This window comes from Aureimonas sp. D3 (assembly GCF_001463805.1).
GTDB lineage: Bacteria > Pseudomonadota > Alphaproteobacteria > Rhizobiales > Rhizobiaceae > Aureimonas > Aureimonas ureilytica_A.
Genome location: NZ_BBWM01000034.1, coordinates 131,018 through 154,003, shown reverse-complemented (window position 1 = coordinate 154,003; position 22,986 = coordinate 131,018). Strand labels below are relative to the sequence as shown.

The following is a 22,986-nucleotide window of genomic DNA, read 5'->3' as shown; positions in this document are numbered from 1 at the left end:
CTCTCCAACCGCGTCTTCATCGACTACGACGATATCGTCGCCCATTGCTGCGAGGCCTGGAACAAGCTCGTCAATCAGCCCTGGAAAATCATCTCCATCGGCATGCGAGACTGGGCACATCGGTTCTGATCAGTGCCCGTTGGTATCAGATCATAAAGATAGATCCTCAAACGCTAAGAATTTGTCGCAAAACAAACAGTATTTTACACTCCTCAAAGATACAACTTCCAAGTAAAAAATCTTCCGAAAAGTTACATCTCGCAGCCTTCGGCAGAGCGGTCGGGGGGACGCGAAATCCTCTTCGCGCTGTCGATGGTTTGAAAAAGTGTCACGAACGCCACATTTGACAGGCATGGGCATGAGGAGAACCGAATCGCCCGGCCCTTTGCGCTGACGACGGGAGGCTTGCGCCCTCCCCGAAAAGCGGCGAAGCGACAGGGCACGACCGAAGAGCTCGGGTGGTGCGCCTCCCGTCGAACGCAGATCATGGAGTTGAGATTTCATGCCGACGATTGCGCTGGTGGATGACGACCGGAACATCCTGACGTCGGTCTCGATCGCGCTCGAGAACGAGGGCTACCGGGTCGAGACCTACACCGACGGCGCGTCGGCGCTGGAGGGCCTCTCGGCGCATCCCCCGCATCTGGCGATCTTCGACATCAAGATGCCGCGCATGGACGGCATGGAGCTTCTGCGCCGCCTGCGCCAGAAGTCGGATCTGCCGGTGATCTTCCTCACTTCGAAGGACGAGGAGATCGACGAGTTGTTCGGCCTCAAGATGGGTGCCGACGATTATATTCGAAAGCCTTTCTCGCAGCGCCTTCTGGTGGAGCGGGTGCGCGCCATTCTGCGGCGGGGCCAGCCGCGCGACGCATCCGCCCCCGGCGCCGCGGGCAAGACCGGCCCCTCGCCCGAATCCTCGCTGGAGCGCGGCCAGCTCGTGATGGATCAGGAGCGCCACACCTGCACCTGGATGGGCCAGCCGGTGACGCTGACCGTCACCGAATTCCTGATCCTGCATTCGCTGGCGCAGCGGCCGGGCGTCGTGAAAAGCCGCGACGCGCTGATGGACGCGGCCTATGACGAGCAGGTCTATGTCGACGATCGCACGATCGACAGCCACATCAAGCGTCTGCGCAAGAAGTTCAAAGCCATCGACGACGATTTCGACATGATCGAAACGCTCTACGGCGTCGGCTATCGCTTCCGCGAAGCCTGAGCGACAGTGTAGCGGGAGCCTTCTTGGCCGACAGCACGACAGACACCCAGGACGAGAGCCCGCCCGCGCGGCGGGTCGCCTCGTCGCGCCCGCGCTGGCGGCGCGTGCCCTTCGTGCGCCGCAGCCTGATCCGGCTGCGCTGGCTGCTTGGCCATTCCATCTTCTCGTCGCTGACGCGGCGCATCGTCTTTCTCAATCTGGTCGCGCTGATCGTCCTCGTTTCGGGCATTCTCTATCTCAACCAATTCCGCGCCGGGCTGATCGACGCGCGCGTGGAAAGCCTGCTGACGCAGGGCGAAATCATCGCCGGGGCCATCGCCTCCTCGGCCACGGTGGATACCAATTCCATCACGCTCGACCCGGAGCGGCTTCTGGAAATGCAGGCGGGCTCGACGCTTCAGCCCAACCCCGACCTGTCGGAATCTCTTGATTTTCCGATCAACCCGGAGCGCGTGGCCCCGCTTCTGCGCCGCCTGATCTCGCCGACGCGCACCCGCGCCCGGCTCTACGACCGGGACGCCAATCTCATTCTCGACTCGCGCCATCTCTACTCGCGCGGCCAGATCCTGCGCTACAGCCTGCCGCCGGTCGAGAAGGAGGACGAGGACTTTTTCGAATGGCTGGGCTCGCGCACCGCCCGCCTGTTCGGCCATGGCGACCTGCCGATCTACAAGGAAACGCCGGGCGGCTCCGGCGCGACCTATCCCGAGGTCATGAGCGCCCTGACGGGCGGTCCCTCGACGGTCGTGCGCTCCACCGAGAATGGCGAGTTGATCGTCTCCGTCGCCGTGCCGATCCAGCGGTTCCGCGCCGTGCTCGGCGTTCTGCTCCTGTCCACGCAGGGCGGCGACATCGACAAGATCGTGCAGGCCGAGCGCATGGCGATCGTGCGCACCTTCGCGGTCGCAGCCCTCGTCACCGTGGTCCTGTCGATCCTTCTTGCCTCCACCATCGCGACGCCGCTGCGCCGCTTGTCGGCCGCCGCGATCCGCGTGCGCCGGGGCGTCAACGCGCGCGAGGAGATTCCCGATTTCGGCGACCGCGCCGACGAGGTCGGCCATCTCGCCTCCGCCATCCGCGACATGACCAACGCGCTCTATGCCCGCATGGACGCGATCGAGAGCTTCGCGGCCGATGTCAGCCACGAGTTGAAGAACCCGCTGACCTCGCTGCGCTCGGCCGTCGAGACGCTGCCGCTGGCGCGCAACGAGAATTCGCGTGAGCGACTGCTCGCCGTGATCCAGCACGATGTGAAGCGCCTCGACCGGCTCATCACCGATATTGCCGACGCTTCGCGGCTCGACGCGGAACTCGCGCGCGAAGTCGCCGGGCGCGTCGATCTCTCACCGCTGATCGGCTCGGTGGTGGACGGCGCGCGCGCGCATCTGAAGGCCGGGCGCGACACGCGGATCGAGTATCACGTGGCGGCCCTGCCGCCGGGCAAGAGCTACAAGACCGCCGGGCACGATCTGCGCCTCAGCCAGGTCTTCACCAATCTGATCGACAATGCCCGCTCCTTCGTGCCGGAAACGGGCGGTGAGATCACCATTCGGCTGCGCCGCCAGAACCGGCGCATTATCACCACGGTCGAGGACAATGGGCCGGGCATCCAGGCCGAGAAGATCGACCGCATTTTCGAGCGCTTCTACACGGACCGACCGGGCGCGGAATCCTTCGGCCAGAATTCGGGCCTCGGCCTGTCCATCTCGCGCCAGATCGTCGAAGCGCATGGCGGCGAGATTTCGGCCGAGAACCTGACGCGTCCAGACGGCACGCTCGCGGGCGCGCGCTTCACCGTGTCGCTTCCGGCCGAAGACTGATGCCGGCCCATCTCCACGCCACGCTGGTGGTGATCGACGGCGCCGGCATCCTGATCCGGGGCGCATCGGGCGGCGGCAAGTCCTCGCTCGCCATATCGCTCCTGCGTCGGGCGGAGGCCGCCGGCCACCATGCAAGGCTCGTCGCGGACGATCAGGTCTTCGTGGAAGCGCGCGGGGAGGATGTGTTCGGCCACGCCCCGCCCGCCATCGCCGGCCTCATCGAAATCCGGGGCGTCGGCATCCTCCAGCAGCCCTTCGCGGGCGAAGCGCGCGTGGCGCTCGTGGTGGACCTCTCTGGTCGCGAGGCGCTGGAGCGCCTGCCCGAGCCCTCCTTCGTGCCGATCGCCGGCCTTTCCGTGCGCCGCATCCATCTGCCCGAGCGCGATCCGGCCTTCGGCGCGGACGTGGTGCTGACCGTTCTTGCGGCCTCCCTCCAACGCGAAAAGGGCGAGCCGAAGGTTTGATCCCTCGGCCCACCCCTTGGCCGGCGGTCCCGATCCGCCGGGCGCTATCGTTCCCTCCAGATCAGATGTTGCGCTCGATCGCGCCTTCGATGCTGCCGAGCACGCCCGTCGTGCCGGATTTCGAGGTCTGGGCCACCTGCGCGCCGCCATCGGGCCGCGCGGGGGCGAGCGACGGCTTGCCGCCCATGGGCTCGGAGCGCATGGCGGTGAACTCGCCCTTGCCGTCCATCGACGGGCCGGCCGTCCAGCGGCCTTCCGGGATGGAGCCGTCCACCATGTGGCCGAAATAGGCATAGGAGTATGTCTGGTTTTCCTTCTCCTGCGGGAAGGAATTGGGGATCGGCAGGTTCATTTCGTCTCCGCCCATGTCTTCCAGCGCGGCCAGCCATTGCTGCTGGTGCATCGTGTCGCGCGCGATCATGAAGGCCAGCATCTCCTTCATGCCGGGATCGTCGGTCATGTTGTAGAGCCGCACCGCGAGCGCCCGGCCCGTCGATTCCGCGCAGACATTGGAATACATGTCGGCCGCCAGATTGCCCGAAGCGTAGATATGCGACATGTCGAAAGGCACGCCATTGGCGTCCACCGGCATGGCCGCGAGACCGGCCGAGAGGACATGGCGCATGTCCATGCCGTTCAGGACGGCGCCGGCCGCCGTATCGGCCGAGATGTCCTCCTGTATCGACAGCGGGGCCTTTTCGAGATTGAGCGCGACGGCCGTCGCCAGCATCTCGATATGGCCGAGTTCTTCGGTCGCCGTGTTCAGCAGCATGTCGCGATATTTGGCCGGCCCGCGCGCTCCGAAGGCCTGAAACATATATTGCATGGCGACGCGAATCTCGCCTTCGACGCCGCCGATCGCCTGTTGCAGAGCCTTGGCGAACAGCGGATTGGGCCGTTCGACTCGAACCGGAAACTGAAGTTTTCCGTCGGTATAGAACATGCTCTCGCCCTCTTCGATTTGGATGAAATCTCCAAGAGAGGAAGAAATTCTGGAGCGCGCCGTTCCGGTTCAGAACAATACTTTTCAAGAGACGCGAAACGTTGCCAAACTATTGTTAGCTCGACAAAAAACTCGCCCGTTCTCGCAGAACGGACGGGCTGTCTTTCGAACGCAGCGTGATGGATCAGGCGGCTTCCGGGCGGGCGTAGTCGAGTTGGTCGGCAATGGCCGTCAGCTTCTCGTCGGTCGCCTTTTCCTCCTGGAGCGTCTCGTCCAGGAGCTTGGCGGCGTCGTCATAGCCGAGCTTGGTCGCCCAGGTCTTGAGCAGGCCGTACCGCGCGATCTCGTAATGCTCGATCGCTTGCGCACAGCCGATCAGCACCTGATCGGCGGCGTCGGTCTGGCCGAAATCCTCCAGATCCTCCTCCATCTCGGAGGTCAGGCCCTGCATGGCCTCGCAGGTCTTGGCGCGCGCGCTGCGGCCGATCATCTCGAAGACCTGCTGCAAGCGCTCCACCTGCCCCTGGCTTTCCTCGGCATGGGCCTCGAAGGCCTCGCGCAGCTCCTCGGCCTGCGCCGACTTGGCGGACTTCTTGAGCGCGCGCACCGACTGCTTCTCGGCGTAGTACACGTCCTTCAGGGTCTCGTAGAAAGCGTCTTCGAGGGTCTTGGGCTTGGCCATCTTGGGTCACGTCCTTTTCCGGTCGAAACGGGCCGCGCAGCCGTGCCGCCCCGTCTGTTACGATCGCACCAGCAATCGCCGCGCCGCCGGGCCGTTCCCGGAAATGACGGTAGCGCCCTAAGCACAGCCGGCTGACCATGCCGCCGTCCGTGGGGCGCCGGCCTTACGCGATCAGGATCGCTCGGATGTCGTTGACATTGGTCAGCGTCGGGCCGGTGCGCAGGAGATCGCCCAGCCGGTCGAACAGCGTGTAGCTGTCATGGCCGGCAAGAAACGCGGCCGGGTCGAGCCCTATGCCGTGAGCCCGCGCCAGCGTGTCGGGCGCGACGAAGGCCCCTGCCGCGTCCTCCGTGCCGTCGATCCCGTCCGTGTCGCCGGCCAAGGCGTAGATACCGGCTTCCCCCTTCAGCGCCACGGCGAGCGACAGGAGAAACTCCGTGTTGCGCCCGCCCCGGCCGGGTTTGCCGGCACCGATCGTCACCGTCGTCTCACCACCCGACAAGAGAAGGAGCGGGGCGGGCGCGGGGTGACCGTGGCGGCGGACCGAGCGCGCGATGCAGGCCATGAGGATGCCGGCCTCGCGCGCTTCGCCCTCCAGCGCATCGCCCAGAAGAAGCGGCGTGACGCCGGCTTTGCGCGCGTGCGAGGCGGCCGCTTCCAGCGCCATCTGCGGGGTCGCGATCAGGCGATAGTCGGCTTCGAAGGGTTCCGATGCCGGCTGTGGACTCGTTAGAAGCCGGCGCGCGGCCTCGGGCAGATCGGGGCCAAGACGCCGGGCGAGGTCGCTGAGATCGTCGGCCGCTTCCGGGTCGAACACGGTCGGCCCCGAGGCGATGGCGCGCGGATCGTCGCCCGGCACGTCGGAGATCGCGAGCGTCACGAGGCGCGCCGGCCGCGCCGCCAGCGCCAGCCGCCCGCCCTTGATCGCCGACAGGCGACGGCGCACGCGGTTCATGTCGTTGATGCCCGCGCCCGAGGCGAGAAGCAGGCGGTTCACGATCATCTTATCCGCGAGCGTCAGCCCGTCCGCCGGCAGGGCGAGCAGCGCCGAGCCCCCGCCCGAGATCAGCGCTAGAACGAGATCGTCCGGCGTCAACCCGTGGAGGCGCGCGAGGATGCGCCGCGCCGCCTGCTCGCTCGCCGCGTCCGGCACGGGATGGGCCGCTTCCAGCACCTCGATCCGCCGGGTCGGCACGCTGTGGCCGTAGCGCGTGACGACCGTGCCTTCGAGCGGGACATCGGGCCAGGCGTCCTCCAAAGCCGCCGCCATCAGGGCCGCCGCCTTGCCAGCGCCCACCACGACGCAGCGCCCCTTCGGCTTTTCAGGTAGGAAACCTTCGAGAACACTGCGCGGATCGGCGCTCCGCACCGCCGCGCCGAACATGTCTGTCAAAAAGCTCTTGGCTCCGTCTCGCGTCCCGTCGAACATGCCTTCTGGCATCACAACCTCCCCTGTTCCCGCCCTTCATAACAGGCCGGAGCCTGCGTCAAAGAGGCATGAAATCGCTCACGAGCCTCTTCCCTTCCCCAGCGGATACGCCATCCTCCCACCATGGGAACCGAGATCGAACGCAAGTTTCTCTTGAGCGGCGACGGATGGCGCGCTGCGGCCGACGAGGGAACCGACATCCGCCAGTTCTATCTGGCGATTCGCGAGGGGCTAACGGTTCGCGCGCGCATCAAGGGCGAGGCAAAAGCCCTTCTGACGATCAAGAGCGGCGTGGGCATGACGCGCGGCGAATATGAATACGAGATCCCGCTGGCCGATGCGCGGGAGCTTGAGGCCGTGCGCGTCGGCTCGCTCATCGCCAAGCGCCGCTTTCGCGTGCCGCTGGGCGCGCTGGTGGTGGAAGTGGACTGTTTCTCCGACGATCTCGCCCCGCTCGTCCTGGCCGAGATCGAACTGCCGGCGGAAGATCACGCCGTCGATCTGCCGGACTGGCTGGGCGAGGAGGTGACGGAGGACGGCCGCTACACCAACGCCGCGCTCGCCATGGTCGGGCGGCCGCCGCCCCGCTGACGCGGCCCGCCTTGCAACCTGTTTCACCCTCGCGCGCTTCCCCCGACGCCACCTCAACCGACAAAAGGGCACGAGCAGACCCCGATGGCCTATCGCTTCAATCCCCGCCACCTTCTCGACGCCAATCTGCGCCGCATCGCGGGCGAGCAGATCGAGAAGGCGATCCGCGACCTGACCGACCGGGAAGGCGATCGGCACGAGGGCATTCACGAGGCGCGCAAGCGCCTCAAGAAGCTGCGCGGCTTGTTGCGGCTGGTGCGCACGGGCGCGCCGGCTTTCGCGCGAAACGAGAATGTCCGCTACCGCGACGCCGCGCGCCATCTCTCGGGCGTGCGCGACCGCACGGCGCTGATCGAGGCGCTGGACGGCTTGCAGGAGCGCTTCCACGACGAGGTGGAAACGCAGTCCTTCGCCGTGGTGCGCACCGCGCTGGAGCTGAAGCGCGAAGCCGCGCAGGAGGCTTTGGGCGACGGGACCGATCACCTGTCGCAGACGCTCTCGGCACTGGAAGAGGCCAAGGGCGCGGCCGAGGCGTTCCGGCTGCCGGCCAAGCGGCAGGACGCCATTCTGCGCCGGGGGCTTCGGGCCAATTACGCGCGCGCCGTCGCCGATCTGGACACGGCGCTCTCGACCGGCGAGTCGGAGGCGTTTCACGATCTGCGCAAGCGGGTCAAATATCTCTCCATGCATTTCAAGCTTCTGGAGCCGGCCTGGCCCGAGGCTCTGGCCCCCTTGCGCGAGGAGGCCGAACAGGCCGCCGAGGAACTGGGCCGCGATCACGATTATGCGGTGCTCCGCGCGGAAATGGCCGCCGAGCCCGAAAGCTTCGGTGCGCGGGCCGATCTCGACGTGGTTCTGGCGCTTCTCGACCGGCATCAGAGCGAGCTGCGCGCCAGCGCCATCCGCCGCTGCGAGCGTCTTCTGGCGGAAAGCCCCAAGGCCTTCGCCAAGCGCATCCAGTCGCTTCTGGCCCTGAGCGCCGACGAGCCGAACGGCGCCGCGCCTCCCGAACCGCCCGAAGCCGAGCGCCGCCGCGCGGAGGTGTAAAAACGGACAGGTGGCAAGAACTGGCACGGTGGGCCTCGCCGCGCTACGAAGCCTCATGTCGCTGATTCGCAGCCTTTCATGAAGCGCCCTCGCTCGCCCCAGGCCGCCTCGCCCAGCCCCTCTCGTCCGCCCAAACCGGCGGCGAAGGTCGGACACGGGCTGGCGCGGGTTCTATCCAAGCTCGGCTATTGCTCGCGCAGCCAGGGCGAGGCGCTGGTGCGCGAGGGGCGCGTCTGCGTGGACGGGCGCGTCATCCGCGACCCCGAACACCGCACCGACGCCGCCACGATGAGGCTGACCGTGGACGGGCACCCCGTTCTGGCGGAGCGACACGTCGTGCTGATGCTCAACAAGCCGCGCGGGCTCGTGACGACGCGGGACGACCCGGAAGGCCGCGACACGGTGTTTCGCTGCCTCGAAGGGCTGGACCTGCCCCACATCTCGCCGGTCGGCCGGCTCGACAAGGCGAGCGAGGGGCTGCTTCTCTTCACCAACGACACGACCTTCGCGCAGGCGCTTCTCGACCCCGGCCAGCACGCGCCCAAGACCTATCACGTGCAGGTGGACGGCCTGCCCGACGAGGCGCTTCTCACGCGCATCGCGGGCGGCGTGGAAGATCGCGGCGAATGGCTCGGCACGCTCTCGGTTCGCCTCCTGCGGCAGGGCGACAAGACGGCCTGGCTGGAGATCGTGCTCGGCGAAGGGCGCAACCGCCATATTCGCCGGCTTCTCGCCGCCTTCGGGCTGGAAACGCTGCGCCTCGTGCGCGTGGCGATCGGCGGTCTCGAACTCGGCGACCTCGCCAAGGGCCAAACGCGGGAACTCTCCGCAGATGAAATCCGCCGCCTCGCCATCCGCAGGGATTGAGGGCATCGGCGCGCGGCCTTCCGGGATTGGCTCCAGGATGGTGGCCCGACCTCCAGCCTTTACCGCCCGGCCCGCCATGGTCCTCGTGTCGAAGCGCTCGTGCCAAGCCCCGCCCCCAGCGTGCCGCTCGGAGCTATACCCAGCGGCATCGATGCGGGCGAATGCACTCGCCCGCATCCTGCGGAACAGGATTTCGCCGTCACTCTGATGGACGATCACCGCGACCCATTTGCAATCGAATGTTGGAACGGCGTTCTTTGCCGGGTCGAAACCGGAAGCTTAGCTTACGAATAACGATCCGTCCCCTATCCCAAAGGAGGCCCGGCATGAGCCGCGCACTCTCCGCTCCCGCCCTGCCCGCACCGAAAATCCAGCCTCCGGCACTTCTGGCGGCTCTTGCGCTCCTTCTCGGCACGGGGGCGATCGGGGCTGCCGTCAGTCCGAGACAGGGCGCGCTGTTTCTTCTGGGCGGCGCTCTCGGCCTTGTTCTCTACCATGCCTCCTTCGGCTTCACCTCCGCCTGGCGCGTCTTCATCGCGGAAGGACGCGGCCGGGGGCTGCGCGCGCAGATGGTGATGCTGGCGCTCGCCGTTCTCCTGTTCTTTCCGGTTCTCGCCTCCGGCGCGCTGTTCGGCATGCCGGTGAAGGGCTCGCTCGCGCCACTCTCCACCGGCGTCGTGTTCGGCGCCTTCATCTTCGGCATTGGGATGCAGATGGGGGGCGGCTGCGCCTCCGGCACGCTCTTTACGGCGGGCGGCGGCAATGCGCGCATGTTGGTGACGCTTCTGTTCTTCGTCATCGGCTCGGTGCTCGGCACCGTCCATTTCGACTGGTGGCTGTCGCTGCCCGCGCTCCCGCCCGTTTCGCTGGTGCAAAGCTTCGGTGCGGCCGGCGGCATCGCCCTGTCGCTGGCACTGTTCGCCGCCATTGCCGCGATCACCGTTTGGGTCGAGCGACGCCGCCATGGCGCGCTGGAGCGCGAGGCTCCCTCGCCCACGCAAGGGTTCGCCCGTTTCGCGCGCGGCCCCTGGCCGGTGGTGGCGGGCGCCATCGCTCTGGCCCTCCTGAACTTCGTCACCCTCGCGCTCGCCGGCCGCCCCTGGGGTATCACCTCCGCCTTCGCGCTCTGGGGCGCCAAGGGTGCCGCCGCTCTCGGCTTCGATCCGACCTCCTGGAGCTATTGGCAGACGCCGGCCAATGCGCAGGCACTCTCGAGCAGCGTGTTCACCGACGTCACCTCGGTGATGAATTTCGGCATCATCGCCGGGGCGATGCTGGCGGCAGGACTGGCCGGGCGATTCGCACCGAGCCTGCGAATTCCCTTGCGATCTTTGGTCGCGGCGGTGATCGGCGGCCTTTTGCTCGGCTATGGTGCGCGCATTGCCTATGGCTGCAATATCGGAGCCTATTTTTCCGGAATTTCGTCTGGAAGTCTCCATGGTTGGCTCTGGCTGGTCGCCGCCTTTGCCGGCAATGTCGCGGGCGTTCGGCTGCGCCCCCTCTTCTTCCGCTGAGATAGGCACCTCAGGAATCGTTGACCGGCCATTAATCCGTACTGGGCTTAATATCTGCAGTTGCAGCCATTGCGTGCCGCAGATCGTTTTTCAACCCAGGCGGTATCTCACCGTGTCCCTCGACAGCACGACGCTCCATGTCTGCAATGCCCTTTTGAGCGCCACCTATGGGCTCATGTTCCTGGGCGCATGGAGCGTTCAACGAAGCGAACGGCATTTCCTGTTCTGGGCCGCCAGCCTTCTCGTGAACGCGATCTGCGTCGCCGGGTTCGCCTATGCACCGCGCGCTTATCCAGGCGTCGTCAGCCTGCTGATCCTGGGCGTTGTCGTGGCCATTCAATGTCTTTGGATGGGGATGCGCAGCTTCGATGGCCGCCGACCGTTCAAGCCGCCCCTTTTGTGGCTGCCTCTGATAAGCTTCCCGGCCCATCTTCTGGTCATCGAGACGCTGCCGGCCAATCTGGCCGCGGCCTTCGGGTTTCTGGCTTTGACGCTGATGGCCGGCGGGGCATCGCTCTATACGCTGCGACGCGGCGAAGATCGCCGCTCCCTGCCCCGTCGCACCTGCGGGCTCGCGCTCTTCGCCTATGTCCCGGTCTATGCGATCTCCGCGATCGATTCGGTGGCCGGTCGTTTCGACAACGCCACGTTCCTGCTTCTGTCCGATCAGGTGATCTGCAGCATCCTCGTCGTCTCGCTCTTTTCGGTGACTTTGAAGCGCTCACGCCGGGCGCTGGAGGCGCAGGCGCTTCAGGACGGTTTGACCGGCGCTCTGAACCGCACCGGGCTCGAATATCAGCTCGCGCGCGGCGGCCGCCTTGCCGGGCGCACGGTGCTGGCCGTCGATCTCGACCATTTCAAGCTGATCAACGATCGCTTCGGCCATGCCGCCGGCGACGAGGTGCTGCAGCGTTTCGCAGCGCTCGCCCGGCGCCAGTTGGGTCCGGGCGACCTCTTGGCCCGCACGGGCGGCGAGGAGTTCGTGCTGGTGCTGGCGGGTGAGCGAGGCGGCCGCAGCCCGGACCAGCGCGCCGAAGACCTGCGCCGGCTCTTTGCCGAAACGCCGACGCCCTGGCGCGGCGGCCTCATCCCGGCCACCGTCTCGATCGGCCTGGCGGACGTCTCCCCCGGCACCAGCTTCTGCGACAGCATGGAGGCCGCCGACCGCGCGCTTTACAGGGTCAAACAGGCCGGCCGAAACCGTGTGATGTCGGCCCACGCGATTTCATTTCCGGTTTCGGCTTAAATTCAATATATGCGGGCGTCATGAGCCAGACGCCTCTTTCCCGCATCCGCAACTTCTCCATCGTCGCCCATATCGACCATGGCAAATCCACCCTTGCCGATCGGCTGATCCAGCTGACGGGCGGTCTCGACGCGCGCGAGATGGCCGGCAAGGAGCAGGTTCTCGATAATATGGACATCGAGAAGGAACGCGGGATCACCATCAAGGCGCAGACCGTGCGCCTGACCTATCCCGCCAAGGATGGGCATACCTATGTCCTGAACCTCATCGACACGCCGGGACACGTCGATTTCGCCTACGAGGTCTCGCGCTCACTCTCCGCCTGCGAGGGCGCGCTGCTGGTGGTGGACGCCGCGCAAGGCGTCGAGGCGCAGACGCTCGCCAATGTCTATCTGGCGCTCGACAACAATCTCGAGATCGTGCCGGTCCTCAACAAGATCGACCTGCCGGCGGCCGAGCCCGACAAGGTGAAGGAGCAGATCGAGGAGGTCATCGGCATCGACTCCTCCGAGGCCGTCCTGATCTCGGCGAAATCCGGTATCGGCATCGAGGACGTGCTCGAAGCCATCGTCACGCGCCTACCCGCCCCCAAGACCGGCGACCGATCCGCGCCGCTGAAAGCGATGCTGGTGGACTCCTGGTACGACGCCTATCTGGGCGTCGTCGTCCTCGTGCGCATCATCGACGGCGAGCTGAAGAAGGGCCAGGTCATCCGCATGATGGGCACGGACGCCAAGTACCCGGTGGACCGGGTCGGCGTCTTCACGCCCAAGATGGTCAACATGGACTCGCTCGGCCCCGGCGAGCTCGGCTTCATCACCGCCTCCATCAAGGAAGTCGCCGATACGCGCGTCGGCGATACGATCACCGAGGACAAGCGCCAGACGGCCGAGATGCTGCCGGGCTTCCAGCCCGCCCAGCCCGTGGTCTTCTGCGGCCTGTTCCCGACCGACGCCGCCGCGTTCGACGACCTGCGCGCCGCCATGGGCAAGCTGCGCCTCAACGACGCGAGCTTCTCGTTCGAGATGGAAAGCTCGGCCGCGCTCGGCTTCGGCTTCCGCTGCGGCTTCCTCGGCCTGCTGCACCTGGAGATCATCCAGGAGCGTCTGAGCCGTGAGTTCGACCTCGACCTCATCGCGACGGCGCCCTCGGTCGTTTACGACCTGAAGCTCACCAACGGCACGACGATCCCGCTGCACAACCCGGCCGACATGCCCGATACGATGCAGATCGAATCGATCTTCGAGCCCTGGATCAAGGCGACGATCCTGACGCCGGACGACTATCTCGGCAATATCCTGACGCTATGCCAGGAGCGGCGCGGCATTCAGGTCGATCTGTCCTATGTCGGCAAGCGCGCCATGGTGACCTACGAGCTGCCGCTGAACGAGGTGGTCTTCGACTTCTACGACCGCCTGAAGTCGATTTCCAAGGGCTATGCGTCCTTCGATTACCAGCTCGCGGACTATCGCGAGGGCGATCTCGTGAAGCTCTCGGTGCTCGTCAATGCCGAGCCGGTGGACGCGCTCTCGATGCTGGTGCACCGCACGCAGGCCGAGAAGCGCGGCCGCGCCATGTGCGAGAAGCTGAAGGAGCTGATCCCGAACCACCTGTTCAAGATTCCGATTCAGGCGGCGATCGGCGGCAAGGTGATCGCGCGCGAAACCATCTCGGCGCTCCGCAAGGACGTGACGGCCAAGTGCTATGGCGGCGACGCCTCGCGCAAGCGCAAGCTCCTCGACAAGCAGAAAGAGGGCAAGAAGCGCATGCGCCAGTTCGGCAAGGTGGACATTCCACAAGAGGCCTTCATCGCCGCCCTGAAGATGGACAGCTGACCGCCGGTCTTTCGCGACTGGGCTTCAGAACGCCGCCGTCCCGCAAGGGAGGCGGCGTTTTTCGTGGGGCGCCCGGCACAGAGATCGCGTCCGCCCTCCAGCGCTTCGGCCCGCGAAGGCGACACGGGGCGCTCGGCCCCCGCCTCGTCCGGGCGCTCAAACGAAAAGGCCGGGCGCTCGCGCACCCGGCCTTTTCAGTGTTTTCCCACGTGTCTCGTATCAGGCGACGAAGGTGAAGTCCGACGCCGACAGATCGGACAGGCTGACGCCGGTGAGCGTCAGCGTGTCGTTGGCGTCGAGCGTGATGACCACCGAAGTGCCGACCTGCTCGGCATTGGCCAGAACATCGGCCGCGTCCGCGAAGGTGCCCGCGCGGAAGACAATCGTGTCTTCGCTCGCGTTGAAGTCCGAGATGCGGTCGTTGCCGAAGCCGGCCGAGAATTCGAACGTGTCGCTGCCCGCGCCGCCGACCAGGAGATCGTCGCCCGCGCCACCCTTCAGGAGGTCGTTGCCATCACCGCCGAAGAGGCTGTCATTGCCCTGACCGCCGCTGATCGTGTCGTTGCCGGCATCGCCATAGAGCTTGTCGTCGCCCGTATAGCCCTCGATCCGGTCGTCGCCGATGCCGCCGCTGACCGTATCGTTGCCGGCGTCGCCGAAGAGCTGGTCGTTGCCTTCGCCGCCATTGAGAACGTCGTCGCCGTCGCCGCCCTGCAGCTTGTCGTCGCCCGCGCCGCCCAGCATCGTGTCGTTGCCGGCATCGCCGATCAGCACGTCGTTGCCCGCATCGCCCTGGAGGAAGTCATCGCCGATGCCGCCATGAAGCACGTCGTTGCCGGCGCCGCCGACCAAACGGTCATTGCCCGCATCGCCATACAGCGTGTCGTTGCCGTCGCCGCCGTCGAGCGTGTCGTTTCCGGCGCCGCCCGAGAGGATGTCGTTGTCGCCGTTGCCGTAGAGCTGGTCGTTGCCGTCGCCGCCCGAAAGCAGGTCGTCGCCGGCACCGCCGTTCAGCGTGTCGTTGCCGATCCCGCCGATCACCGTGTCGTTGCCCGAGCCGCCGAAGAGCACGTCATTGCCGGCATCGCCTTGCAGCATGTCGTTGCCGAGGCCGCCCTGAAGGTTGTCGTCGCCGTCGCCGCCCACGAGCACGTCGTTGCCCGCGTCGCCATAAAGCGTGTCGTTGCCGGCATCGCCGTAGATCTTGTCGTCGCCCAGGCCGCCATGCAGCTCGTCATTGCCGAGACCACCGAACACGGTGTCGTTGCCGTCGCCGCCGTAGAGCGTGTCCTGGCCTTCGCCGCCGTTCAGCATGTCATTGCCGGCATCGCCGTAGATCAGATCGTTGTCCGCGCCGCCATAGAGCATGTCGTCGCCCGCGCCGCCGTAGATCTTGTCGTCGCCGGCGCCGCCGTAGATCGTATCGTTGCCGCCGCCGCCGAAGAGCAGATCGATGCCGATGCCCCCGTTGAGCAGATCATTGTCGTTGCCACCGGTGATGGAGTCGGCACCGGCGCCGCCGTAAAGCAGGTTCTCGCCGCCGAAACCGGAAATGGTGTCGTCGCCCTCGAGACCCTGGATCAGGTCCGCCACTGCTGTTCCATTGAGGATTTCGCCGGCCGCAGTGCCGGTGATCGTATTCACGGTCGCCATGGATGTCCTTATATGTCTATCTTATAGATGTATTGGCGCACAAACCTTGCGTTTGCGGCAGCGCAATGCGTTCCGAGCCGACGAGGCGATCAGCTCAACTTACGTGATCTATCGACCGTCCCGCACATGAACGAACGTGTGCCGGACCAACTGACCTACCGTAACGGAAGACGAGACCTTTCTTCTCCTGATGGAAAAGAACCAATCCTTCGCCTCCGCCCCAACCTTCTCAGCCCTGTATCCGCGTTCCCCTTCGCGAAGCGGACAATTCATCGAGAAACATTAACTCTCTGTTAGGTGGGATTTTTTGTACTTCCCTGCCGCAAAGTCAAGGCATCCCCCAATCAATAGTGCGAACCGTCGCCTTGAATTATTGAAGAGTCGCGGGAGCTGGGGCGAAAGCGCCACTCTTTTGAGGGAAGTACCCCGTTCGGCCGCATCTTGAGCACATGGGAGATGGCGTAAAACGCCATGCGAACCCAGTTGGATGTGGTTCTCAGGTGGTGCGGCATCTTCGAAGCGGGCACCAAGAGCTTTCTTGCAAGGGTGTTCGCGTTTTTTGCGACGCAATCGGTCCTGCCCGATGATTCTCGCCGCCGCCGCACGCTGCGACAGACAGACCGCGCCTCGAAGCGATGCGTAACCTTGACGCAGAGCCGCAGGACGGTTAAGGCACACGCGTCTCAAGGTGCGCCCCTATCGCGCCCGGGGGCATCCCAAGAACCAAAAGAAGACGGTCGGGCGCTTCGAAGCGCCGAGAGCCGGACCGAAAGGTTGACCATGTTTGCAGTGATCAAGACCGGTGGCAAGCAGTACCGCGTTGCCGCCAACGACGAATTCGAGATCGAGCGTCTGCCGGGCAATGCCGGCGACACCATCTCCTTCACCGAAGTTCTGATGATCGACACCACGATCGGCGCGCCCTTCGTGGCCGGCGCCAGCGTGACCGCTGAGATCGTCGAGCAGACGCGCGGCCCGAAGGTCATCTCCTTCAAGAAGCGCCGTCGCCAGAACTCCAAGCGCACGCGCGGCCACCGTCAGGATCTGACCCTGGTGCGCATCTCCGAGATCCTCACCGGCGCGGCCTCGTAAGTCGAGGCTCGATCCCCGGCGCTGCCGCTGCGGCCCTTTGAGGGCTTGCGCCGGCGGCTCCGAACGACAAGATGTGAACCCAACGCGGCGCGTTGCGTGATCGCTTCCAGCGGTCCCCCGTCGCGGCAGACGAATTCAGGAGACTTCCCATGGCACACAAAAAGGCTGGCGGTTCTTCCCGCAACGGTCGCGATTCCGAGTCCAAGCGCCTTGGCGTGAAGAAGTTCGGCGGCGAGAACGTCGTTTCGGGCAACATTCTCGTGCGTCAGCGCGGCACGCGCTGGCATCCGGGCACCAATGTCGGCATCGGCCGCGACCACACGCTCTTCGCCACCAGCAATGGCACCGTCGTTTTCCAGGCGAAGGCCCAGGGCCGAACCTACGTGTCCGTCATGCCGAAAGCAGAAGCCGCCGAGTGACCGGTTGCTTCAGAGCGCCGGCGTCCCAACGACCCGGCCTCTGACCCGCTCCGACGGGACAGGATGCGAAACGGGGAGATGGGGTGCCATCTCCCCGTTTTCCGTTTCCACCCGAAGGGCCGGTCCCATGATGTCATCGGAGATTCCACCCGAGGAAGACGAAAGTCGACTCGAGACGCTGCGGCTCGTCCTGCGCCTGGCGCGCATGGCCGACGCGCCCGCCATCGCGCGCCATGCCAACGACCGGCAGATCGCGGAGATGACCTCGCGCATTCCCCATCCCTACAGCCTCGGCCATGCCGAGAGCTTCCTGGCTTCGGTGGACGGCGAGCTGATCTTTGCGATCACCACGCGAGACGAGGGCGAGTTTCTGGGACTCTGCAGCCTGCAGGCGACGGAGCGCGAGAACACGGCCGAACTCGGCTATTGGATCGGCCGTTCCTTCTGGGGCAAGGGCTATGCGACCGAGGCCGCGCAGGCCATGATCGACTATGCCTTTCGCGCTTTGGAGCTGACGACGGTGGAGGTGCGCTGCCGCGTGATCAACGGGGCCTCGCGCCGGGTGATCCAGAAATGCGGCTTCGGCTATCGCGGCACGGGCTTGTCCACCTCGCTGGTGGCGGGGCGCGTCGCCAGCGAAACCTATGCGATGGACCGGCGGACATGGGAATCCCTGAAGGCCTGGGGCGGGCGCGGCTGGTGCTGACCTTGGCAAGAAGCCTGCCAACGCTGGCCCTTATCGCGGCCATGGGTTTCGTAGGGCCAGCCCGCGCGGACAATCTGTTCGATCTGGCGAGCTTCTTTGCCGGTCAAAGCGTCAGCGCCGGCGAGGTGCGCACGCTCCTCGTTTCGCGCGAAGCCTTCACGGCGCGCTTTACCGGGCAGACGTCGGGTCAGACGCTTCGTCTCGACGAGCGGTTTCGCTTTCCCGATGGCGAGCGGCTGCAACGCTGGGTGCTGCGGTTCGACGGGCCTCTGATCCAGGGCACGGTGGAAACGGAAGGCTCGGACGGCGCGCTCCATGCGCCCGTGCCGGTGGAGGGCGAGCGCGATGATGCCCATATCGTGCTTCGCTACACAGGCTTCGCGCCGGGCGGCGGTTCGCTGACACTGCGGTTTCGGCACGAGATCCGACCGAACGGCGACGGAACGCTGAGCAATGACGTGACGGTGCGTCTTCTCGGCTTGCCGCTGGCGCATTCCGACGTCACCTTCGCCAAGACGCAAGGCGATCTCGCGCGCCATCTTGCCAGAGAGCGGCGTCCATAGGATCACTCCCGCTGACGGCGGGCCAACGAGACCCATCGAGCGGACGACCCCGTTCGACCCTATTCGATCCGGCCGATGGCCGGCAGCAGGACCCGAAAGACGAAGCGATGAAATTTCTGGACCGAGTCAAAGTCTATGTGCGCTCGGGCGACGGCGGTGCCGGCGCCGTGTCCTTCCGCCGCGAGAAGTTCATCGAGTTCGGCGGGCCGGATGGCGGCGATGGCGGACGCGGCGGCGATGTCTTCATCGAGGCCGTGTCGGGCCTCAACACGCTGATCGACTATCGCTACCAGCAGCATTTCCGGGCCAAGACCGGAATGCACGGCATGGGCCGCAACCGCACGGGCGCCAAGGGCGACGACGTGACCTTGAAGGTGCCTGTCGGCACGCAGGTCTATGCCGAGGACGAGGAGTCGCTGCTGGCCGACCTCACCGAGATCGGTCAGAAGGTGCGCATCGCCGCCGGCGGCAATGGCGGCTTCGGCAATTGGCAGTTCAAGTCCTCGGTCAATCAGGCGCCCTATCGCGCCAATCCCGGCCTTGAAGGCGAAGAGTTGACGCTCTGGTTCCAGCTGAAGCTGATCGCCGATGCCGGCTTGGTCGGCCTGCCCAATGCCGGCAAGTCCACCTTCCTCGCCAGTTGCACCGCCGCGCGGCCGAAGATCGCCGATTATCCGTTCACGACGCTCTATCCCAATCTGGGTGTCGCGACCGTCGATGGGCATGAATTCGTGATCGCCGACATTCCCGGCCTGATCGAGGGCGCGCATGAGGGCGTGGGCATCGGCGACCGGTTCCTGGGCCATGTCGAGCGCACGCGCGTCCTTCTCCATCTGGTGTCGGCCGTGGAAGAGGATGTTGCCAAGGCCTACGAGACCGTCCGCCGCGAGCTGGAGCTTTACGACCCCGGGCTGATCGAGAAGCCGGAGATCGTCGCGCTCAGCCAGGTGGACACGGTGGACGACGAAACGCGCCGCGATAAGCTGGAGCAGCTGGAAGCCGTGGCCGGCGTCAAGCCCATCGTGCTTTCGGCCGTGACGCGCCACGGAATGCCCGAGGCGTTGCGTCGCCTGCGCCGCGAGATCGCCGATTTCGACGGCAAGGCGGCGGAGGATCAGGCCAAGGACGACCGCCGCCGCTTCGGCGCCACCCTGTCCGACGAGGACTGGCGGGGATGAGCGACGCGCTGCAAGGTTACGGCCGCATCGTCGTCAAGATCGGCTCGGCCCTTCTGGTGGATCGCGAGCGGGGGCTGAAGCTCGACTGGCTGCGCTCGCTGACCGACGACGTGGCGGCGCTCGCCCGCGAAGGGCGCGAGGTGCTGCTGGTGTCGTCGGGCGCGATCGCGCTTGGCCGCGCCATCATGAAGCTGCCGCCCGGCGCCTTGAAGCTCGAAGAAGCGCAGGCGGCCGCCGCCGTCGGGCAGATCGCCCTGGCGCGCGCCTATAGCGAAGCGCTTGGCCGCCATGCGCTGGAAGCCGGCCAGATCCTGCTGACGCTGCGCGACACCGAGGAGCGCCGGCCCTACTTGAACGCGCGGGCCACGATCGGCACGCTGCTTCAGTTCGGCGCGGTTCCCGTGATCAACGAGAACGACACGGTGGCGACCGCCGAAATTCGCTATGGCGACAATGACCGCCTCGCCGCGCGCGTCGCGACCATGATGTCGGCCGACCTTTTGATTCTTCTGTCCGACATCGACGGGCTCTACACCGCGCCCCCGGCTCAGGATCCGAACGCCCGGCACATTTCCGTGGTGGAGAGCATCACGCCGCAGATCGAGGCGATGGCGGGGGGCGCCGCCTCCATCTTCTCGCGCGGCGGCATGAAGACCAAGATCGACGCCGGCAAGATCGCGACCCATGCCGGCACGGCCATGATCATCACGCTTGGCAATCGCGAGAACCCGCTCGACGCGATCCGCCGGGGCGAGCGTCAGACGCTCTTTCGCGCCGGCACCGACCCGGTGCGCTCGCGCAAGCGGTGGATCGCCGGCCATCTCAACGCGACCGGCCGCCTGACAGTGGATGCGGGCGCGGTGCGCGCGCTCCAGGCCGGCAAGAGCCTCCTGCCGGCGGGCGTCAAGCGGGTGGACGGCGAGTTCCGGCGCGGCGATACGATCCTGGTGCTCGACGAAGCCGGGGCGGAAGTCGCGCGCGGGCTGGTGGCCTATGATTCGGGCGATGCGCGGCTGATCGCCGGCCTGCGCTCGTCCGAGGTCGAAGAGCGGCTGGGCGAGATTTCCCGCACGGCGATGATCCACCGCGACGACCTCGTGATGGGCCGCACGGGCCAGGACGAAACCGTGGAGGGAAGCGACCATGCTGGATAAGAACCGGGGACAGAACCATTCGGCGAAGGGCGATCGAGGGATTGTTTCTGCCGGCGAGACGCCGGGCGCAGGCCATGCAGCGCATGGACGAGCACCGGCAACGATGTCCGGCGGGAACAAGACCCGGTCGGCCGACCCGAAGGGTTCTGTCCCCGGTTCTGAGACCGATGTCGCCGCGCTGATGCAGGACATGGGTGCGCGGGCGCGCGGCGCCGCGCGGGTTCTGGCGCTGGCCCCGGCCGAGCAAAAGAGCGCCGCCCTCCTCGCCATGGCGGACGTCGTGGAGCGCGCGACCCCTGAGATCATCGAGGCCAACGCGACCGATCTCGCCAAAGCCGAAGAGGCCGGCATGGCCGCCTCGTTCCGCGATCGGCTGCGGCTGGACGAAGGGCGCATCCGTGCCATCGCCGGCAGCCTTCGCGAGATCGCCGCCCTCTCCGATCCGGTCGGCTCCATCGTGTCGGAGTGGACGCGGCCGAACGGGCTACTGATCCGGCGCGTGCGCACGCCCATCGGCACGATCGGCGTCATCTATGAAAGCCGCCCCAATGTGACGGCGGATGCCGGCGCGCTGTGCCTCAAGGCCGGCAATGCCGTGATCCTGCGTGGCGGCTCGGATTCGGCGGCGTCCTCGGGGGCGATCCACCGCGCGCTTCAGGCCGGGCTCGAACAGGCGGGTCTGCCGGCGGACGCGATCCAGCTCGTGCCGGTGACGGATCGCGCGGCGGTGGGCGAAATGCTGAAGGGTCTGAACGGGGCGATCGACGTGATCGTGCCGCGCGGCGGGCGCTCGCTGGTAGAGCGCGTGCAATCGGAAGCGCGCGTGCCGGTCTTCGCCCATCTCGAAGGGCTCTGCCATCTCTATATCGACCGCGCGGCGGACCTTGCCATGGCGCGGGGCATCGCCGTCAACGCCAAGATGCGGCGCACCGGCATCTGCGGCGCGGCCGAGACACTGCTGGTGGACGAGGCGGTCGCGACAACCCATCTCGTGCCGATCCTCGACGCGCTGCGCGAGGCCGGCTGCGAGGTGCGGGGCACTGAGGATGTGCGCCGGCTCGACCCGAAGGCGCTGCCGGCCAGCGACGAGGATTTCCGCACCGAATATCTCGACGCGATCATTTCCGTCGCGCTGGTCGATGGCGTGGACGGGGCGATCGAGCATATCGCGCGCTACTCCTCGCACCACACGGAAGCGATCGTGAGCGAGGACGCCGAGGCCGTGGAGCGGTTCTTCCGCTCGGTGGATTCGGCCATTCTCCTGCACAATGCCTCGACCCAGTTCGCCGATGGCGGCGAGTTCGGCTTCGGCGGCGAAATCGGCATCGCAACGGGCAAGATGCACGCGCGCGGCCCGGTCGGGGTCGAGCAGCTGACGACCTTCAACTATCGCGTTTCCGGCTCGGGCCAGATTCGTCCGTGAGTTCCCCCCGGTTCGGAACGGAGGGGCTGACCAAGGCCGAGCTGTCCATCCCCCCCGTCGTGCCGGGCCTTCGCATCGGGCTCTTCGGCGGTTCGTTCAATCCTGCGCATGAGGGCCATCTTCTTGTCGCCGAAACGGCGCTGCGACGGCTCGAACTCGACCGCATCTGGTGGATGGTCTCGCCCGGCAATCCGCTGAAGGACCATCGCAATCTGCGCCCCCTCGCGGAGCGCATCGAACAGTCCCGCGCTTTGGCGGAGGACCCGCGCATCGTGGTCACCGCCTTCGAGGCGGCGCACCAGATCCGCTACAGCGCCGATACGGTTCGTCTCGTGAAGCGTCGCTGTACGGGCGCGCGCTTCGTCTGGGTCATGGGCGCGGACAGTCTGGCCGGCTTCCACCGCTGGCAGGACTGGCGCGCCATCGCGAGCGCCATGCCGATCGCGGTGGTGGATCGGCCGGGCTCGACGCTGGCCCCGCTTTCGTCCCGCGCGGGGCGGGCGCTATCGCGTTATCGACTGCCCGAAGGGGAAGCCCAGCGCCTCGCCTTCAAACCGCCGCCGGCCTGGGTGTTCCTGCACGGACCCCGCTCCCGGCTTTCGTCCACGCTTCTGCGGGCAAGTGCTTCGTCTTGAAAGAGACAGCATTCCTTGCCATTTTTAATGCGATCCGTGGGGTTTCACCCCCGATCGCGACCCTCGAAGGAGAAATTCGCTGACTTCTGCCGCTGAACTGAAGGACGGTCTTGCCGCTCCTTCCGACGTCACCGCCGCCGACACGTCCACGGCCCGGTCCGTCCTCGACGTCGTGACCGCGAGCCTTGACGATTCCAAGGCCGAAGACGTGGTTGCGATCAACCTTGCGGGCCGCTCCGCGCTGGCCGACCATATGGTCATCGCCTCCGGCCGCTCGCACCGCCACGTTTCCGCCGTCGCAGACCATCTCCTGCGCGATCTGAAGGAAGGCGGCTTCGGCCAGGCCAAGGTCGAAGGTATCGAGAACGGCGATTGGGTTCTGATCGATACGGGCGACATCATCGTCCATATCTTCCGCCCCGAAGTGCGCAGCTTCTACAATATCGAGAAGATGTGGAGCGTGGCCGAAGGCAGCGAGTCGAAGCTGCATTGAGCCGACGCCGCTT

At 66.2% G+C, this 22,986-nt stretch carries 22 protein-coding genes and 1 pseudogene; 19 read left to right on the top strand and 4 right to left on the bottom strand.

Annotated elements, in window-relative coordinates:
* The 4 genes and pseudogenes from AUL36_RS24595 to AUL36_RS09995 all read left to right on the top strand — a co-directional run.
* Positions 1 to 129 (top strand): annotated as a pseudogene (locus tag AUL36_RS24595) (IS630 family transposase); the annotation flags it as partial.
* A 373-nt stretch (positions 130 to 502) separates the two neighbouring features.
* The gene (locus AUL36_RS10005; protein ID WP_058635795.1) at positions 503 to 1,219 is read left to right on the top strand and encodes a response regulator transcription factor; all 717 of its coding nucleotides are present in this window, start codon (positions 503 to 505) and stop codon (positions 1,217 to 1,219) included.
* A gap of 23 nt (positions 1,220 to 1,242) precedes the next feature.
* Positions 1,243 to 3,039 (top strand): sensor histidine kinase, encoded by a 1,797-nt coding sequence (locus tag AUL36_RS10000; RefSeq protein ID WP_058599502.1) that lies wholly within the window; start codon positions 1,243 to 1,245, stop codon positions 3,037 to 3,039.
* On the top strand, positions 3,039 to 3,503 hold the full coding sequence (locus AUL36_RS09995; RefSeq protein WP_062220138.1) for an HPr kinase/phosphorylase: 465 nt from the start codon (positions 3,039 to 3,041) through the stop codon (positions 3,501 to 3,503). The genes AUL36_RS10000 and AUL36_RS09995 overlap by 1 nt, the downstream gene beginning before the upstream one ends.
* 61 nt (positions 3,504 to 3,564) lie before the next feature.
* Here AUL36_RS09995 and AUL36_RS09990 read toward each other — a convergent pair whose 3' ends face one another.
* The 3 genes from AUL36_RS09990 to AUL36_RS09980 form a co-directional block, all read right to left on the bottom strand.
* Entirely contained in the window at positions 3,565 to 4,446 is an 882-nt protein-coding gene (locus AUL36_RS09990) for a manganese catalase family protein (protein ID WP_062220136.1), read from the bottom strand.
* A gap of 184 nt (positions 4,447 to 4,630) precedes the next feature.
* Complete coding sequence (locus AUL36_RS09985) at positions 4,631 to 5,128, bottom strand: YciE/YciF ferroxidase family protein (RefSeq protein ID WP_058635792.1); 498 nt, start codon at positions 5,126 to 5,128, stop codon at positions 4,631 to 4,633.
* 163 nt (positions 5,129 to 5,291) lie between these two features.
* Positions 5,292 to 6,569, bottom strand: a complete 1,278-nt coding sequence (locus AUL36_RS09980; protein ID WP_244497093.1) for a glycerate kinase type-2 family protein — start codon at positions 6,567 to 6,569, stop codon at positions 5,292 to 5,294.
* A gap of 111 nt (positions 6,570 to 6,680) precedes the next feature.
* Here AUL36_RS09980 and AUL36_RS09975 point away from each other — a divergent pair, with 111 nt between their 5' ends.
* The 6 genes from AUL36_RS09975 (at position 6,681) to lepA (ending at position 13,657) form a co-directional block, all read left to right on the top strand.
* A complete protein-coding gene (locus AUL36_RS09975) occupies positions 6,681 to 7,148 on the top strand; it encodes a CYTH domain-containing protein (RefSeq protein WP_062220134.1) in 468 nt (155 codons plus the stop codon).
* An 84-nt stretch (positions 7,149 to 7,232) separates the two neighbouring features.
* A complete protein-coding gene (locus AUL36_RS09970; RefSeq protein ID WP_062220132.1) occupies positions 7,233 to 8,195 on the top strand; it encodes a CHAD domain-containing protein in 963 nt (320 codons plus the stop codon).
* 78 nt (positions 8,196 to 8,273) lie between these two features.
* The gene (locus AUL36_RS09965; protein WP_062220130.1) at positions 8,274 to 9,062 is read left to right on the top strand and encodes a pseudouridine synthase; all 789 of its coding nucleotides are present in this window, start codon (positions 8,274 to 8,276) and stop codon (positions 9,060 to 9,062) included.
* A 326-nt stretch (positions 9,063 to 9,388) separates the two neighbouring features.
* The gene (locus tag AUL36_RS09960) at positions 9,389 to 10,576 is read left to right on the top strand and encodes a YeeE/YedE family protein (protein ID WP_062220128.1); all 1,188 of its coding nucleotides are present in this window, start codon (positions 9,389 to 9,391) and stop codon (positions 10,574 to 10,576) included.
* A gap of 112 nt (positions 10,577 to 10,688) precedes the next feature.
* Positions 10,689 to 11,822 (top strand): GGDEF domain-containing protein, encoded by a 1,134-nt coding sequence (locus tag AUL36_RS09955; RefSeq protein WP_062220126.1) that lies wholly within the window; start codon positions 10,689 to 10,691, stop codon positions 11,820 to 11,822.
* 20 nt (positions 11,823 to 11,842) lie between these two features.
* Positions 11,843 to 13,657, top strand: a complete 1,815-nt coding sequence (gene lepA, locus AUL36_RS09950) for a translation elongation factor 4 (RefSeq protein ID WP_062220124.1) — start codon at positions 11,843 to 11,845, stop codon at positions 13,655 to 13,657.
* Between the two features lie 219 nt (positions 13,658 to 13,876).
* Here the strand turns inward: lepA and AUL36_RS09945 are convergent, their stop codons facing one another.
* On the bottom strand, positions 13,877 to 15,310 hold the full coding sequence (locus AUL36_RS09945) for a calcium-binding protein (RefSeq protein ID WP_062220122.1): 1,434 nt from the start codon (positions 15,308 to 15,310) through the stop codon (positions 13,877 to 13,879).
* Between the two features lie 780 nt (positions 15,311 to 16,090).
* Between AUL36_RS09945 and rplU the strand changes: the two genes are divergently transcribed.
* The 9 genes from rplU (at position 16,091) to rsfS (ending at position 22,973) form a co-directional block, all read left to right on the top strand.
* A complete protein-coding gene (gene rplU, locus AUL36_RS09940; RefSeq protein WP_082655748.1) occupies positions 16,091 to 16,402 on the top strand; it encodes a 50S ribosomal protein L21 in 312 nt (103 codons plus the stop codon).
* A gap of 149 nt (positions 16,403 to 16,551) precedes the next feature.
* Positions 16,552 to 16,821 carry a 50S ribosomal protein L27 gene (gene rpmA / locus AUL36_RS09935; protein ID WP_058599489.1) on the top strand — a complete coding sequence of 90 codons (270 nt, stop codon included), beginning with the start codon at positions 16,552 to 16,554 and terminating at the stop codon, positions 16,819 to 16,821.
* 127 nt (positions 16,822 to 16,948) lie between these two features.
* On the top strand, positions 16,949 to 17,527 hold the full coding sequence (locus AUL36_RS09930; protein WP_058599488.1) for a GNAT family N-acetyltransferase: 579 nt from the start codon (positions 16,949 to 16,951) through the stop codon (positions 17,525 to 17,527).
* Positions 17,485 to 18,090 carry a DUF3833 family protein gene (locus AUL36_RS09925; RefSeq protein WP_062220120.1) on the top strand — a complete coding sequence of 202 codons (606 nt, stop codon included), beginning with the start codon at positions 17,485 to 17,487 and terminating at the stop codon, positions 18,088 to 18,090. Before AUL36_RS09930 ends, AUL36_RS09925 begins: the two co-directional genes overlap by 43 nt.
* A 107-nt stretch (positions 18,091 to 18,197) precedes the next feature.
* Positions 18,198 to 19,268 carry a GTPase ObgE gene (gene obgE / locus AUL36_RS09920; RefSeq protein ID WP_062220118.1) on the top strand — a complete coding sequence of 357 codons (1,071 nt, stop codon included), beginning with the start codon at positions 18,198 to 18,200 and terminating at the stop codon, positions 19,266 to 19,268.
* The gene (proB, locus tag AUL36_RS09915) at positions 19,265 to 20,422 is read left to right on the top strand and encodes a glutamate 5-kinase (RefSeq protein WP_062220116.1); all 1,158 of its coding nucleotides are present in this window, start codon (positions 19,265 to 19,267) and stop codon (positions 20,420 to 20,422) included. The genes obgE and proB overlap by 4 nt, the downstream gene beginning before the upstream one ends.
* Before the next feature lie 181 nt (positions 20,423 to 20,603).
* Positions 20,604 to 21,845: a glutamate-5-semialdehyde dehydrogenase gene (locus AUL36_RS09910; protein ID WP_062220171.1), complete on the top strand. Its 1,242-nt coding sequence runs from the start codon at positions 20,604 to 20,606 to the stop codon at positions 21,843 to 21,845.
* Positions 21,842 to 22,480, top strand: a complete 639-nt coding sequence (locus AUL36_RS09905; RefSeq protein ID WP_082655747.1) for a nicotinate-nucleotide adenylyltransferase — start codon at positions 21,842 to 21,844, stop codon at positions 22,478 to 22,480. The genes AUL36_RS09910 and AUL36_RS09905 overlap by 4 nt, the downstream gene beginning before the upstream one ends.
* Before the next feature lie 97 nt (positions 22,481 to 22,577).
* Positions 22,578 to 22,973, top strand: a complete 396-nt coding sequence (gene rsfS, locus AUL36_RS09900) for a ribosome silencing factor (RefSeq protein ID WP_374700757.1) — start codon at positions 22,578 to 22,580, stop codon at positions 22,971 to 22,973.
* The last annotated feature ends 13 nt before the right edge of the window (positions 22,974 to 22,986 follow it).

Coding starts and splice junctions, on each gene's coding strand:
- AUL36_RS10005 (WP_058635795.1), top strand. CDS start 503: ATGCCGACGATTGCGCTGGTGGATGACGACCGGAACATCCTGACGTCG.
- AUL36_RS09995 (WP_062220138.1), top strand. CDS start 3,039: ATGCCGGCCCATCTCCACGCCACGCTGGTGGTGATCGACGGCGCCGGC.
- AUL36_RS09990 (WP_062220136.1), bottom strand. CDS start 4,446: ATGTTCTATACCGACGGAAAACTTCAGTTTCCGGTTCGAGTCGAACGG.
- AUL36_RS09985 (WP_058635792.1), bottom strand. CDS start 5,128: ATGGCCAAGCCCAAGACCCTCGAAGACGCTTTCTACGAGACCCTGAAG.
- AUL36_RS09980 (WP_244497093.1), bottom strand. CDS start 6,569: ATGCCAGAAGGCATGTTCGACGGGACGCGAGACGGAGCCAAGAGCTTT.
- AUL36_RS09975 (WP_062220134.1), top strand. CDS start 6,681: ATGGGAACCGAGATCGAACGCAAGTTTCTCTTGAGCGGCGACGGATGG.
- AUL36_RS09970 (WP_062220132.1), top strand. CDS start 7,233: ATGGCCTATCGCTTCAATCCCCGCCACCTTCTCGACGCCAATCTGCGC.
- AUL36_RS09965 (WP_062220130.1), top strand. CDS start 8,274: ATGAAGCGCCCTCGCTCGCCCCAGGCCGCCTCGCCCAGCCCCTCTCGT.
- AUL36_RS09960 (WP_062220128.1), top strand. CDS start 9,389: ATGAGCCGCGCACTCTCCGCTCCCGCCCTGCCCGCACCGAAAATCCAG.
- lepA (WP_062220124.1), top strand. CDS start 11,843: ATGAGCCAGACGCCTCTTTCCCGCATCCGCAACTTCTCCATCGTCGCC.
- AUL36_RS09945 (WP_062220122.1), bottom strand. CDS start 15,310: ATGGCGACCGTGAATACGATCACCGGCACTGCGGCCGGCGAAATCCTC.
- rplU (WP_082655748.1), top strand. CDS start 16,091: ATGTTTGCAGTGATCAAGACCGGTGGCAAGCAGTACCGCGTTGCCGCC.
- rpmA (WP_058599489.1), top strand. CDS start 16,552: ATGGCACACAAAAAGGCTGGCGGTTCTTCCCGCAACGGTCGCGATTCC.
- AUL36_RS09930 (WP_058599488.1), top strand. CDS start 16,949: ATGATGTCATCGGAGATTCCACCCGAGGAAGACGAAAGTCGACTCGAG.
- AUL36_RS09925 (WP_062220120.1), top strand. CDS start 17,485: ATGGGAATCCCTGAAGGCCTGGGGCGGGCGCGGCTGGTGCTGACCTTG.
- obgE (WP_062220118.1), top strand. CDS start 18,198: ATGAAATTTCTGGACCGAGTCAAAGTCTATGTGCGCTCGGGCGACGGC.
- proB (WP_062220116.1), top strand. CDS start 19,265: ATGAGCGACGCGCTGCAAGGTTACGGCCGCATCGTCGTCAAGATCGGC.
- AUL36_RS09910 (WP_062220171.1), top strand. CDS start 20,604: ATGCAGGACATGGGTGCGCGGGCGCGCGGCGCCGCGCGGGTTCTGGCG.